General features: G+C 54.2%; 11 protein-coding genes. 7 read left to right on the top strand and 4 right to left on the bottom strand.

Annotated elements, in window-relative coordinates:
* Positions 1-80: 80 nt before the first annotated feature.
* Positions 81-620, bottom strand: coding sequence for an outer membrane beta-barrel protein (locus KM934_RS01000; protein WP_215758741.1), 540 nt, complete (start codon positions 618-620; stop codon positions 81-83).
* A gap of 228 nt (positions 621-848) precedes the next feature.
* Between KM934_RS01000 and kdsA the strand changes: the two genes are divergently transcribed.
* From kdsA to KM934_RS00985, 3 genes are all read left to right on the top strand, one after another.
* Positions 849-1,604: a 3-deoxy-8-phosphooctulonate synthase gene (gene kdsA / locus KM934_RS00995; protein WP_215758740.1), complete on the top strand. Its 756-nt coding sequence runs from the start codon at positions 849-851 to the stop codon at positions 1,602-1,604.
* Between the two features lie 118 nt (positions 1,605-1,722).
* Positions 1,723-2,700, top strand: a complete 978-nt coding sequence (locus KM934_RS00990; protein WP_215758799.1) for a KpsF/GutQ family sugar-phosphate isomerase — start codon at positions 1,723-1,725, stop codon at positions 2,698-2,700.
* 60 nt (positions 2,701-2,760) lie between these two features.
* Positions 2,761-4,032 (top strand): phospholipase D-like domain-containing protein, encoded by a 1,272-nt coding sequence (locus KM934_RS00985; RefSeq protein ID WP_215758739.1) that lies wholly within the window; start codon positions 2,761-2,763, stop codon positions 4,030-4,032.
* Positions 4,033-4,236: 204 nt separating this feature from the next.
* On the opposite strand, the gene KM934_RS00980 is transcribed toward KM934_RS00985, so the two are convergent.
* Complete coding sequence (locus tag KM934_RS00980; RefSeq protein ID WP_215758738.1) at positions 4,237-4,827, bottom strand: response regulator transcription factor; 591 nt, start codon at positions 4,825-4,827, stop codon at positions 4,237-4,239.
* A gap of 107 nt (positions 4,828-4,934) precedes the next feature.
* Entirely contained in the window at positions 4,935-5,891 is a 957-nt protein-coding gene (locus KM934_RS00975) for a LuxR C-terminal-related transcriptional regulator (RefSeq protein WP_215758737.1), read from the bottom strand.
* A 591-nt stretch (positions 5,892-6,482) separates the two neighbouring features.
* Between KM934_RS00975 and KM934_RS00970 the strand changes: the two genes are divergently transcribed.
* The 4 genes from KM934_RS00970 (at position 6,483) to KM934_RS00955 (ending at position 12,591) form a co-directional block, all read left to right on the top strand.
* Entirely contained in the window at positions 6,483-7,787 is a 1,305-nt protein-coding gene (locus tag KM934_RS00970; protein ID WP_394369475.1) for a hypothetical protein, read from the top strand.
* 45 nt (positions 7,788-7,832) lie between these two features.
* A complete protein-coding gene (locus tag KM934_RS00965; protein ID WP_215758735.1) occupies positions 7,833-9,185 on the top strand; it encodes an imelysin family protein in 1,353 nt (450 codons plus the stop codon).
* A 99-nt stretch (positions 9,186-9,284) separates the two neighbouring features.
* Positions 9,285-11,066, top strand: coding sequence for a di-heme oxidoredictase family protein (locus KM934_RS00960; protein WP_215758734.1), 1,782 nt, complete (start codon positions 9,285-9,287; stop codon positions 11,064-11,066).
* Between the two features lie 238 nt (positions 11,067-11,304).
* Positions 11,305-12,591, top strand: coding sequence for a serpin family protein (locus KM934_RS00955; protein ID WP_252344833.1), 1,287 nt, complete (start codon positions 11,305-11,307; stop codon positions 12,589-12,591).
* Between the two features lie 184 nt (positions 12,592-12,775).
* Here the strand turns inward: KM934_RS00955 and KM934_RS00950 are convergent, their stop codons facing one another.
* Complete coding sequence (locus tag KM934_RS00950) at positions 12,776-14,758, bottom strand: tetratricopeptide repeat protein (protein ID WP_215758733.1); 1,983 nt, start codon at positions 14,756-14,758, stop codon at positions 12,776-12,778.
* Positions 14,759-14,953: the final 195 nt, after the last annotated feature.

Here is a 14,953-nt window from a genome sequence, read left to right as displayed (position 1 = left end):
CCAGGAGCGCAGAAGCCTACATCAGTATTATGCGTATCGCCATCCACCGACATGCAGCGGAAGGCAGATAAAACTCACTGTTAGAAGTTCAGGAGCACACCCAGTGAAAGGTTGTTGCCGTCGAGGTCCACACCCCAAGCGTTGCTGCTCTTAGCACCGTCGTAAGTAGCCTTGATGGTCTTGTAGCCAACGAAACCTGCATGAGCAACGATGCTCACCGTCTTGTTCAGGTTCAGGGCCACACCCGGCTTCAAACCAACGGTCCACTCGTTGGCCCGGTCGTTGTAGTGCTTGTATGAGAAGCCACCGTCGATGAAGAAGTCAACCATCTTCGTGCGAACGGCAGTATAGCGAACGTAGGGAGCCACCTCGAAAGTACCAACGCACTTGTCAGCATCCTCGATGGTCACAGGATCACCCTTGCCCCAACCGATAACGGTACCGATTGCCCAGTCCTGATTGATCTTATAACCAATCTCAGGGAGAACCTTGTAAGTGGTCTTGCTGTCCTGGTCACCAATCTTGGTGCTGGCAATACCAGCGTTACCACCAATGTAAACCTGTGCACTGGCGCTCACTGCGATGACAGCGGCTACCAAAGTCATAAATAACTTTTTCATAACTTGAAAATTTAGATTAATATAAACTATAACTCTCTTTTACTTAGTCTCTTTCCAACAAAAATGACCCTTCATTTCAGGTATTATAGATGCAAAAGTATAGAATAAACCTTTATCATCCAAAAAAAAACACCACTTTTTACGCCAAACGGTTAAAATCCTGTTAAACATTCGTATTTACAAGGTCTTTTATATAACTTTGCATATCTAATAAATAGGAGAAACCACATGCAACCAACATTCATAGCAGGCCCCTGCGTCATCGAGTCGGCCGAGCTGCTCGACACCGTAGCCGCCAAACTGACTGACATCAACGCCCATCTTGGCACCGATATCATCTTCAAGGCCTCGTTCGACAAGGCCAACCGCACATCAATCCACTCATTCCGCGGCCCTGGCATCGACAAGGGCCTGCAAATGCTTGCCGACGTAAAGAGCAAGTACGGTTTGCGCATCACCACCGACATACATGAGGCTTGGCAGGCCCAGCCCGCCGGAGAGGTGTGCGACGTGCTGCAGATCCCCGCTTTCCTGTGCCGACAGACCGACCTGCTGGTGGCCGCCGCCAAGACAGGCAAGGTGGTCAACATCAAGAAGGCCCAATTCCTCTCTGGACGCGACATGCGCTATCCTGTGGAGAAAGCCAAGGACAGCGGCGCCAGCGAGGTGTGGCTCACCGAGCGAGGCAACAGTTTTGGCTACAACAATCTGGTGGTCGACTTCCGCAACATACCCGACATGAAGGAGATTGTGCCGCAGGTCATCATGGATTGCACTCATAGCGTGCAGCGCCCATCGGCAGGCGACGGCAAGACCGTGGGCGATCGCAAATTCGTTCCGGCCATGGCCAAGGCCGCCAAGGCGTTTGGCGCCACGGGCTACTTCTTCGAGGTGCACCCCACCCCCGACCAGGGCCTGTCCGACGCCGCCAACATGCTTGAGCTAAGCAAGCTCGAAGATTTGGTGCGCGAGCTTCTCGCATAGCACCAAAGCGCAGCCTATTCACCTAATATTATACACCCCCACCCACGTGGCAGGCCCACAGCCTTCTCCGTGGGAAACAAAACCAATCTATACTACCACCATCATGCAAAATTCTTCCATGCCAGCCGCCAACATTTCGTTTTCGCTCAAATACGCCGAACGATGCTTACGCGATGAGGCGCAAGCAGTGCTCGACCTCATACCTCAACTCGACGACAACTTCACACGCGCCGTCGACCTCATCTACCACTGCCGCGGCAAGGTCATCGTCACGGGTGTAGGTAAGAGCGGAAACATCGGCCAGAAGATTGCGGCCACCATGTCGTCGACAGGAACGCCCGCCTTCTTCATCAACCCCCTCGACGCCTACCACGGCGACCTTGGCGTGATGACCCCCGACGACGTGGTGCTGGCGCTCAGCAACTCTGGCCAGACCGACGAGTTGCTGCGCTTTGTACCCATCCTGCTGCACATGCACGTGCCCATCATCGGCATGAGCCGCAATCCCGACTCGCTATTGGCCAAATACTCAACGGTCCACATCAAGGTGTTTGTCGACCACGAGGCGTGCCCGCTCAACCTGGCCCCCACATCGTCGACCACTGCCGCCTTGGCCATGGGCGACGCCTTGGCAATTGCGCTGATGCAGGTGCGCGACTTCCGTCCACGCGACTTCGCACAATTCCATCCGGGCGGCGAACTGGGCAAGCGTTTGCTTACCACGGCCGAGGACGTAATGCGCACCGACGATCTGCCGATCGTTCCTCAGGACATGCACTTGGGACAGGCCATCATCCACGTGTCGAAAGGCAAGCTCGGCATGGGTGTGTCGCTCGACGAGAAGGGCTGTGTCATCGGGCTGATCACCGACGGCGACATCCGACGCGCCATGGAGCGCTGGCAGGCTGAGTTCTTCGACCGCACCGTTGCCGACATCATGACACGCAACCCAAAGATCGTTTCCACAAACACCAAGATATCTGAGATAGAACGCATCATGCACCGCCACAAGATCCACTCGGTGCTCGTATGCGACGACAAGCGCCATTTGCTGGGCATTGTCGACAGTTACGCCACATCAATGCTCAACCAATAACACGGGCCGATGGGGCGCAGGCACACAGCGTTGGGCCTGAACAACGAATAAATAGAATACATGACAACATTTCTCATTACTGCTCTTCTGGGTCTAATCCTGTCGGTTCCTTCGACGGCAAAGGCCCAGACGAGCGATTCTTTGATGGTAGCCCACTTACAGAAGGTGGGCGTTACGTTCTCCAACGACAACCAGGTAACGCTGCTCATGAACGGACAGGAGAAGTTCGACGACCTCTTCAAGGCCATCGACCAAGCCCGCAAGAGCATCCACATGGAGTATTTTAATTTCCGTAACGACTCCATCAACCGATTGCTAATCAGCCATCTGGCTCCCAAGGTGAAAGAGGGCGTAGAAGTGCGACTGCTCTTCGACGGCTTTGGCAACATCAGCAACAATCAGCCCATGCGCCGTTCCGATCTCGACTCCATACGGGCCAAAGGCATCGAGATTTATGAGTTCAACCCCGTTCGCTTTCCTTTCATCAACGACATTTGGAGCCGCGACCACCGCAAGATTGTGGTGATCGATGGTCTGGTAGCCTATACCGGTGGCATGAACGTGGCCGATTACTACATCAACGGCACACCCCAAGTGGGCGAATGGCACGACATGCACTGCCGCATACAGGGCGCGGAGGTCAACACGCTACAGGCCATCTTCCTCCGCATGTGGAACAAGGTTACGAAGCAAAACATCCATGGCCCACAGTATTTTCGCGGATTGGGTCACGACGACTACTTCATGGGCCTCAAGCCCGACACCTGTTGCACCGCCAGACACAAGAAAGTGGGCATCATCAACCGCGAGCCCCACACATCCAACAAGATTATTCGCGACTTCTACACCAACGCCATCAACCTGGCGAAGGACAGCATCAAACTCATCAACCCCTACTTCACGCTCAACCATGGTGTGAAGAAAGCGCTGCGTAACGCCGTCAAGCGAGGTGTAAAGGTTGAGATTATGCTATCGATAAGGAGCGACATCCCGCTCACACCCGACTGTGGCTTCTACAACGCCCACAAGCTCATGAAGCGGGGATGCACCGTGTGGATGTACAAGCCGGGCTTCCACCACACCAAGGTCATCATGGTCGACGGGCGCTTCTGCACCGTGGGCTCGGCCAACCTCAACGCCCGCAGTCTCTCATGGGACTACGAAGAGAACGCCGTCATCATCGACCCATGCACCACCAACGAGCTCAATCGCCTCTTCGACAGCGAGAAAAGCCAATCGTTCCTACTCACTCCTGAGAAATGGAAACAATGGCGCACGCCTTGGCAACGCTTCCGCGGATGGTTCGCCCACCTGCTCGCACCCTTGTTGTAACAGCACCCCAATAGGGCAGAGAAGCCTTTCTGGCGTTATCACACCACCAACAACAAACAATAAGGCCTTTCCCGCAACCATTGGGAAAGGCTATTTTTTTTGTGCCCCATACCACGTCATGGTCAGCGGTAGCGCACATGGGGCCACATCGGCAATGCGCCCTTGTCCTCCATCTGGGCAACGAGCGGTTAGGGAACAACAACACTAAATATGATTGATGTCTACGTATCCGTGCATCACAGCATAGATGGTGAGGGCCGACACGCTCTTCATGCCGAGTTTCTCCTGTATGTTTTTTCGGTGACTGATCACGGTGGTAAGGCCAATGTTGAGTTGGTCGGCAATCTCCTTGTTGATCATTCCCTGTGCCACAAGGCTCAACACCTCAATCTCGCGGTCGCTAAGCACCTTCTCGGCCAGCGCCTTCGGCATGGGCGGCAGGTTGCGACCACCCGCATGGGCGCCCTGTTCCAGGTGGAGCAAATCGCGCACCAGGTCTTCTTCCGGTTGGTTGATGCAGAGGCTATGGAACGAGCTCAACTGTGTCTGCGGATTTTGCGAGAGTGTGGTGACAATGGTCTTATGGCGTCGGTCGAGAAAAAAGGGGCGATGCTCGAGCACCACGCTTTGTGCCACAAAGTAATGCACGAACCGCTCGGGGTCGTGCATCAGCAGATCGTCAAAGGAGCCGAAAGCCTCCACGGTCATGATGGGCATTACGTTTTGCAACATTTGGCGCAGTCCCATCACGGCGAGCGTGTTGGGATCCACCACAGCTATCTTTGGGCGTTCCATCCGTTACTTCTTTGTTTTACTATGATACGTCTGTTCTATGACAACCCTTTCTTTCACCTTTTATTATATAAGGGCTCTCGTTTTATGCCTGTTTTGTTGTCCTGCTCTTATAGCTTCACCGTGCTGATGTCCACCAAGTTGTTCACAATGGCGTAGATGGTGAGTCCGGCGGCTGAGTGGATCTGCAATTTTCGGGCGATGTTGCGACGATGGGTAATCACGGTGTTGATGGAGATACACAGATGGTCGGCTATCTCCTTGTTGCTCATGCCTTGCACCAAGGCCACAATAACATCCTTCTCTCGGTCCGACAGCTTCTCTTGCGAGTCGGGGTTCTGGCTGATCATGTTTGAGATTTTCACCGTCACGTCGTCTTGCTTGGTGCGCCGCTCCAGTTCGCGGATGGCGGGTATGAAGATGTAATCCTCCACCTGGGCGTGCTGAGCCAACCAGTCCTCACAGTTGTAAATGTCGTAGAGCGTAGCCGACAACTGGTTGTTACGCAATCCGTCTGACGGCAGATACTTGATGATGATGTTCTTCAGCTCCCTCAGCTTGACGTCGGTTTGCTCATGATGCTTCGAGAACATGTGGATATCGTAGTTTTTGGGAGCCTCTCCCGCTTCCAACTTCTCCACGTAGGGGAACACCGTTTTCTCCTCATAGCGCATGTGGTTGACGATGCTATGGGCATACTCGTCATAGAGCTTGAGGATGAGTCGGGCCAGGTTGTCGTTCTCATCGAGGGCCTCTTCGAGCTCGCGGCGGATGAACGGCAATTCAAAATCGATGTAATAGGCATGGCTGGCCTTGAGGTATTGCAAGAGCGTGGGCACCGACAGGCGGTGGGCGTCGTCGAATCCGCGATAACCATTGACGCTGAAGTTCACCACGGCCAGAAAGGTGTAGGTGTCCACCTTTTGATCTTCACAAACCTCGCGCACGGTCTTGTCGCCAAAGCCCAGGTTGATGCCAAAGCAGCCCAAGGCCTGCAGTATGTTATAATTGTCGCCGATGATGTTGATGAGCTTGTCATCGGGTTCGTACATCTTCTGAATTTTCATCGTCTACACCTTGATAAATATCTTTTCGATTGCAAAATAACTATTTTTTCATGAGACCAGCAACAGTTTGTCACCACTTTTTGGTTCCAACTTGTCAAAATACCTACTTATGGGGATAGTCTCTCATTACCCACTAATAGGTATTGCTGATTCTGTCAAACCTTACTAACTTTGCAACCATCAAAAACCACTTGCCACACCATAAGGCCGTGTCATCAGAACGGCCTTGGATGAGTGGAAAGAAAGACCAACATGGGTTGGTTCCATTTGGTAGAGACTAACAAAGAAAAGGACAAAAAGTGCAGTGACGGTAACCTTCTCTTGCCGACAACTGGCTTCGCGACCCACCCCATAGGGTTGTCGACGGCTGGTTGACAGCGGGATTGCGACCCAACATCTGCACTTTTTCTTTTTCCTCTAATTACAAATTATGACTACCACCTGTTTTGCCAGCATTTCATTTTCACGTTTTTTGGGTATTGTGTAAAAAAAGCACAATCCGTACTTTTGCAGTCGAAAAGAAGCGCGGCTTCGTCAGGGGTGGCACCCTACAGAAGGAAAAACAAACAATACAATAATTATATGAACACAATGAAATTAGGATTGCTCACAGGCATGATGGTTCTTGGCGGACTGACCGTCGCCCAGGCCCAAGTGAGCACTGCCGACTCGGTGCTGAACCATGCCGGCGGCAAGCGCCTGAGCGTAGGCGGTTATGGCGAGGCTGCTTTCAGCCGCAACTTCTACAGCGACAACGGCAACCGCTACACCAAGCCATCGGCCTATAAGAACGACCCGAGCCATGGCCGTTTCGACATTCCCCATGCCGTCATCTACCTGGGCTACGACTTCGGAAAGGGTTGGTCGATGGGTAGCGAGATTGAGTTTGAGCACGGTGGCACCGGCTCGTCCATCGAGTATGAGGCCGACGAGGCCATCGAGTTTGAGAACGAGCAGGAGAAAGGTGGCGAGGTGGAGCTCGAGCAGTTCTGGCTGCAGAAGACGTTCAGCCGCGCACTCAACATACGCGCCGGACACATCGTGGTGCCCTTCGGATTGGTCAACGCCCACCACGAGCCTCTCAACTTCTTCACCGTGTACCGCCCCGAGGGCGAAAACACCATCCTACCGTCCACATGGCACCAGACGGGTGTGAGCGTCTTTGGCCGCATCAAGGATTGGCGCTACGAGGCCCAGTTCATCGCCGGACTGGACGCCTTCCACTTCAGCCGCGCCAACTGGATTCAGAAAGGTTCGCATAGCCCCTTCGAGTTTGAGCCGGCCAACAAGTATGGCGTCATGGCCCGCATCGACAACTACAGCGTGCCCGGCCTTCGCCTCGGTGTGAGCGCCTACTATGGTCAGGCCATGCACAACAGCGTGCCCCACGACATGGAGTATGGCTCGAGCAAAAACATCAAGGGAAGCGTATACCTGGGCAGTTTCGACTTCACCTACAACGCCCACAACTGGATTGCACGCGGCAACATCGACTATGGCTACGTCACCGACGCCAACCGCATCACCCAGTTTACCTACCCCAACACGGCGCAAAGCGGTGTGACGCCCTACGAGCGCGGCAACGGCAAATACTTCGGGAGCCACGCCATCGCTACAATGGTCGAAGTGGGATACGACATCTTCTCGCAGATTCCCAAACTGCGTCAGGACAACAAGAAACTGTATGTCTTTGGCCACTACGAGTACTACGACTCGTACGTCAATGCGCCCTCGAAGAAATGGACCAACAGAAACATCTTCGCGGCAGGTGTCAACTATTACCCCATTCCGCAGATTGCCATCAAGGCCGAGTACAACTACCGCAAGTTGAAGAGCGGCTACAACGATGAGCCCGCCGTCAATATCGGCATTGCTTACCAGGGGTTCTTCCTCTAAAAAAGACAACAAACTTTCATAAACATTAAATAAAGCACAACACTCATGAAAAAGATTTTCCACTACGCTCTGCTCTTCGCCGCCGTTGGCATGATGGGCATGGGCTTCACATCGTGCAGCAGCGACGATCCCGAGGACAACACCGTTGAGGCAAGCGCCTCTACCCTTGAGAACATCGTGGGCCAATACGTCAACGATGTGGTGAACCCCACCTACCGCGACCTGCAAGCCGCTGCCGCCACGCTCGACGACACCTGCAAGAACCTCTACGCCAAGCGCTTGGCGGGAACTCTGACACAGACCGACATCGACGCTGCCTGCACGGCGTTTAAGAACGCACGCAAGTATTGGGAGCAGAGCGAGGCTTTCCTCTATGGAGCAGCCTCCAACGATGATATCGACCCGCACATCGACTCATGGCCACTCGACCAGACGCAGTTGGCCGAGGCGCTGACGAGTCCCACAGTCATCGCTGGCATCACGGGCGAGAACCCTGCCCGATTTGTTTACACCAGCAACGGCCAGTTCGATTCTACCATGGGCTTCCACGGTCTTGAGTTTGTGCTCTTCCGCAACGGCCAGAACCGCACGCTCGACGCCTTCATGGCCGAGTATGAAACGGGCGACGGCTTGAACCAGGAGGGCGACGACTGGCAGGACAACCAATCTAAGTTGCGCACCGTGAAGACCACTCAGGAAGCTGCTTTCGCAGCCGCTGTGGCTGGCGACCTACACAACATGACAACGCTCTTGGCCTATGAGTGGACCGCCGACGCCACACTGAAGAACTATCTCACCACCTCGGCCAACTGGGTGATTGAGGGCACACGCTACAAGGGTCTTACCAAGGACGGCGTGTCGTATAGCGAGGCCGTGAAGAGCGTAGGCCAGACCACCAGCCTGTTTGTGTCATGGCCTGTCAACCTGCAGAACATCTTCAAGGGCGGATGCTCAAGCATCAGCCAGGAGGTCTACACCCAGAAGCTCGGCCAGGCTTACCGCGTGGCCACCGGCCACCCCGAGGTGGGCGAAGAGGGCGAAGACGCCGGCGATTACATCGAGTCGCCTTACAGCAAGCGTTCGTTCCAAGACTATCAGGACAACATCTACTCTATCAAGAACAGCCTCTATGGCATGCGCGGCACCGAGAACGTCAGCACTCCCGCCGCTGGTTCTATCATGGCTTTCATGAAGCAGCACTATCCTGAGTACGAAGCACTCAACAACGCACTCAACGCTGCCATCAGCAGCCTGGAGACGGCCAAGAACAGCGGTGTGGCCTTCATCGACAATCCTGCTCACGCCCAGGTGAAGACCTGCATCGACGCCGTTCAGGAGCTCGACGACCAGCTCAACCTGGCTGCCACATGGTGTGCCCGTAACATCATGGTGAAGTAATCCGACCGAATATTTATATTATACTATCATTCCCGCGACGTGGTCATTTGCCTTAGGGTACGTGACCACGTCTATGCGGCCAAAAACAAAACATTACCTATGAACAAGCATTTCAATCCGCAGCTTATGCTTCTCGCTGCCACAGCGGCGCTCACAATGACCGCATGTACCGACGACAACAACGGCGACAAGCCGGGCATCGATGACGGTGCCTACGTGGGCAAGGCTGTGGGCAACTTCGCAGCGAGCGAATGGCTTCCCGGCGGCGAACTGGGAACCACCAACAACATTGGAACGAGCTCCTTCTCAGACGAGACGCCAGCTGTCGACAACAACAAGAGTTTCTTCGACCTCTTCTTCCAGGGAGAGCAAATCATGGAGCGACAGTACACGGTGAACACGGGCGCCTTCAAGGGTCTCGGCCCGGCCAGCGTGCGCCGTTCGTGCTTCGATTGCCACCCCAACTACGGCCATGGAAAATGGATGCCGCAGTACACCACCAAGTATGCCAACGGCAATGGTTACCTCTTGGCCATCTACCACCCCACGGGTGCCGATGCCGACAACTCCGATGGCTTGTCGAACGATGGCGGATTTATCACCGAGGTGACGGGCATGCCGCAGACGCAGGCCGCCAAGCCGTTTAAGGCGCCCATCGAGGAGACGGGCATACACATGAAGTGGCTCACGCTGGGCACCAACGAAGCCAAGAATGATGTGTGGGCCCAGCATGTGAAGGATGGCAAGTTCACCTACCCCGACGGCACCGCCATGCCTAAGCTGCAGTATCCTGAGGTCCACATCGACCCATCGGCTTTCCGCACCAACCCTGTGCCCACCAACTATGCCGTGCGCATCGAGAGCACCATCGGCCTGCAGGGCGTGGGACTCATCGACGCCATCCCCGAGGATTCGATCAAGGCGCAATACAAGAAGACCTACAACTACTTTGTCAGTGCGGGCCTCGACCCAGCCGAGTATGTCAACCCCTCGTTCTACAACGGTTCAACCTTCGGAAGCCTTTACAGCGTGGCCAATGGCCAATATGCCGACGGCACGAAGAGTGTGAGCGGACAAACCAAGGCGCTGAAGCGTTACAGCTATGCCCTGACGCGTGCCGTGCTGTCTGACGCCAACGGCGCCAACGCCGTGTGGAACATTCCCAACGTGTCGCGCCCCGACCGCCCCTATCTATACACCACCAACGCATGGGCCAAGGCCATGAGCGAGGACACCGAGGTGATCGCCAAGATCCAAAACGACCCCACATCGCCTTACTATGGCGACGGATCGGTAGACAGCATCAAGGCTTGTGTTTACAACCTGTTGCGCCCTGGCACCAACCAGTTCAACAACCCTTGGTTCAAGTTCCAGCCGGAGCAGTCGGCCGACCAGTTCTACGCCTTCATGGTGTGGCACCGCGGACTGGCCATTCCTCGTGCCCGTAACCTCAACGACCCCGATGTGCAGCAGGGCAAGAAGCTCTTCAATGAGTGGGGATGCGCAAGCTGCCACCGCGCCAAGTGGCAAACAACCGACGACAACTACTGGATGCCGGAGATGCTCGCCGGAAAGAAGTTGCCGCAATATAAGAACCAGACCATCTATCCCTACTCCGACTTCATGCAGCACAAGCTCTACATGAAGAACGATGTGCACGGATCATGGTGCCGCACCACACCGCTGTGGGGACGTGGACTGGAATACTCTAACACCGGCGCTGAGGACCGCCTGCACGACAACCGCGCACGCAGCGAGGAAGAGGCCATCCTGTGGCACATGTATAGCAAGAAGAGCCATGCCTACCACTCGGCTCTCAACTTCTACAATGCCAGCAAGGCCGATCGTGCCGCAGTCATTAAGTTCCTGCAGAGCATCTAAGCCTGCACGATCCCTTTTCCATCCAGGATAACAACAACCGTGATGAACCTTTGGCCGATGCGCCATGGGAGCATCACGGTTTTGCTTTGTGTAAGTTTTTTTTAATCAAAAACTGTGTTTGCGTTGATTTTTGCAAAAATATTTAGTCATCCCATGCAATATTTCGACCTTTTGCGCATTTATGTAATTGAACAAGCTGAAAAGTATGGATCGTAAACAAAACCAAGTTAGTTATAATATGAAAAAAAGTATCGTACACATGGGCCATGCAGCCGTTATGGCAGCCCTGGCCGCTACCACGCTTGGCTCGTGCGCCACGCAGAAGAACCATCAGAAGACGGATAACAGTATGAATGCAACCAAGATCGAGAGCAACCTCGATGAGCAATACCTCATCCTGAGCGACGCTGAGCAAAAGGCTGTGGCCCAGACCAACGACTTCGCCTTCAACCTTTTCCGCACCCAGGAGGGTATGGCCTCGAAGGTTCTTTCGCCCATCAGTGTGGCCTACCTCATGGGCATGCTGGCCAATGGTGCCGAAGGCGCCACGCAGGCCGAGATCATGAAGGCCTTGGGGCAGGACGGCACATCGCTGCAGACGCTCAACGACGCCTATAAGTCGATTATCAATCATGCGTCGGCCCTCGACCGTCGTACCCAGATCAACATAGCCAACTGCATCACCGTGAACAAGCAGGTGACTTTCAAGAACGAGTATGCCACCGCTATGAAGGCCCTCTTCGAGGCACAGGTGGAGAGCATGGATTTCACGTCGCCCAAGACCCTGAGCAAGATCAACGGATGGTGTGCCAAGCAAACCAACGGCATGATTCCCAAGATTGTTGACCAGCTCGACGCCAATGCCACCGCAGTGCTGATGAACGCCATCTACTTCAACGGCACTTGGGCTTCCAAGTTCGACAAGAGCCAGACCAAGACGGAGGAGTTCCGCGGTTTCACCCGCGACATCAAGAAGGTCGACATGATGCAGCAGGAACATAAGTTCATGTATGCCGACAATAAGGATTACGCTGCCGTGACCCTTCCTTATGGCAACGGCACCTATTCGATGACCGTTATCCTGCCCGCCGAGGGCAAGTCGACCACCGAGGTGGCGCAGCAGCTCAACGCCAAGAACTTTGCCGAGCTGCAGGCCAACATGACCGAGTGTTTGGTCGATCTGAAGCTGCCCCGCTTCTCCACCACCACCGAGACCCCGCTCAACCAGCCCATCTCAGCCCTTGGCGCCCCGTCGATATTCCAAGCTGGCCAGGCTAATTTCGGCAATATGACCGACGCCCCCATGTATGTGTCGACCATGCTGCAAAAGGCAAAGATTGAGGTGAGCGAGAAGGGAACCAAGGCCGCCGCCGTCACCGCCGCCATCATGACGATGTCGATGTATCAGCCCGATGAGCCCCGCCACGTGGTGTTCCACGCCAACCGCCCGTTCATCTATATGATTACCGAACGCGTCACCAACACCATCTTCTTCATCGGCCAGTACACCGGCCCCACGGAGTAAGCATTCCCATCTTGCCAGGCACCGCCTTCGGCAAGCCTTCGAACCACCCTTGTGATATGCTTTTGCCATCCTTGTGATGCGCCTTTCGCTGGCCTTTGGCCATATATGCAGAACGCCTGCGACCCTCCATCGGTCGCAGGCGTTTTGATGATAGGCGTAAGTGTGCCGTGGGTGTAAGTGCGTCTTACAATTTTGTCCAAAAGTGGACTTCCCCCTCCTTGTCGTCGCAGGCTTCGGCTATCAATCTTCTTCCTTCCGCCACATCGCGCTCTCCTCCCAGTCCTTCACAGAGCATGCGGCCGTACAGACGATCGACGGCGCCGAAGCACCATCTGTGGCTTCGCCCCTCGCTCAGGATGCTACGCGCTTGACGCAATGCCTCTTCGCTGCCGTCGTAGTCGATCAGGATCGATGCTGCGTTGTGGCAAGCCTGTCCGTATTCGTAGGGATACCTGTCGTAGCAATATTCCTCGTTTATAAAGTTGATGTAGCATTCCTTAGCCTTTTCTACGTTTCTTCTTCCGTATTTGCTATGATAGTAGAGGTCGCCGAGCAGGTAGAAAGCGAGAGCTTGTATATTGTTTACGGCTTCGGTCAGCAATTGTTCGGCCTTCTGATAGTTGCTTGGCACAACGGAAGGCTCCTTCATCAAGTATTTTGCTTGCATCTGCATGGAGTACCCGTAGCCGTCGTCGGCTGCTTTTGAATAGAACTTGTATGCTTGGTGTCCGTACCACGTAGAGATGTGGTAACCAGGCATGTTGTGGAGATCATAGTCGTCACCGAAATGGTAACATACGTCGTAGAAATCGGCGAGATTTTGGTTTTGTATTCCGAACAGCTTGGGGTTCTCTCCCAGTAGCATGATGAGCTCATAGGCCAAGCGCAAGCGATAGTAAGGGACGTTGTATTCGTCATTGCCATCGTAGTCGAGATAGTAGACCCACGCCAACAGGAACCTCACCTCGTCGATGTGGTTCTCGTTTTCGGAGGATTCGCAAACCGACAGGCAAGAGCGCAACAGTTTGCGTGCCAACTCGTATTCTTCCGCATCGATCAACTCTTGTGCAAGCTGTGGCACGTCATACTCATCTATCCAAAAATCCATCCTTACGCACAAGTTCATGTTAGTGGTCATAAACTCCACCTTCTCCTCGTTTGTCCAGTCTTCGAAGTCGAGTTCGTCGTCCTCCTCATCCATGTCGTATGTGGAGGGCTCGTCGTCGCATGCATCCTCGCTGTATATAGGTTGCGGCTCCTCTTTGGGATCAGGGAAGAACTCCGCCAGCATCGTTGTGGCCCTTTCCGACCCTGCCTCTTGCGCCATCGTGAGGTAGTGACGCGCGGCCGTGTCGTCCTTGGGCCATCCCGTTCCGTTATGCAGATTTTGTGCCAGGTTCGCCATGGCCGCGGCGTTGCCCAGGTTAGCCCCCTTCAGGTAAGCCTCGTTGGCCAGTGCGTACTTGCCCTCTTGCTCCAGGCACCATCCTTTGTTGCAATAGGCACCCGCATGATTTCGCTCGGCAGCTGCTTCGAAGCAACGAATGGCGAGGGTGAGGTTCTTTGTGAATCCGTTGGTGCCGTTCATCCAGTCGCATCCCCGGTTATACATGTCGACGGTGGTCATGCCATTCCATTCGTCCTCCTTGATGGGTCCGAACCACTCGTTAACCTTCGCCTGCGAGTCTTGGAAGTTTTCGGTTGCGCACCGTGTGATCAGTTTGTGGCATCTGTCGAGCAACTTCGGATCGTCCTTGGCCTCTGTGTGCAGATTGTGTGCGAGCGTGTGGCATGCTCTGACATCGTTTTTGTTGGCGGCCCTTTCCAACCATTTGCGCCCTTCCACCCTGTCTTCTTGACAACCATAACCAGTGTTCAGAAAGAACGAAAGGTTGTTCATGGCTGCTGGATGATCCTTGATGGCTGCGTGTCGGGTCAGTTCATAGCAACGCTTTTCGTCCTTGGAAGTGCCCCATTCGAAGTAATAGCAGCAACTGAGGTTGAAGAATGTTCCCACGTCGGGGTCTTTGTCCCACGCCATTTCGTAGAGTCTTACGGCGCTATAGTAGTTTTTCGCCTTGTACTCTGATGTCGCTTTGTCGTAAAGCCGCTTAGCAGCCTCCGTGTCGGTTTCGTTGAAACCCTTTAGTTTGTCGAACAGGCCCATAGTAGAAAGAGGTTGAAGTGTGTGTTAGGTTATAGTGCAAAGATAATGTAAAAGGAAGACTATTCAAAGCAAGCGGACGTGTTTTTGTTGGTGAGGGGCGATTTGGGGGAATTGAGCAACAGTAGGCAAGTAGGGCTATAGGGGGTATGTTGGACCTATGGAGTGGCGGATGCCATAAAAAAGCAAACGCCTGCG

Source organism: Hallella faecis, from assembly GCF_018789675.1.
Taxonomy (GTDB): domain Bacteria; phylum Bacteroidota; class Bacteroidia; order Bacteroidales; family Bacteroidaceae; genus Prevotella; species Prevotella faecis.
This window is presented reverse-complemented; position numbering and strand designations above follow the sequence as displayed.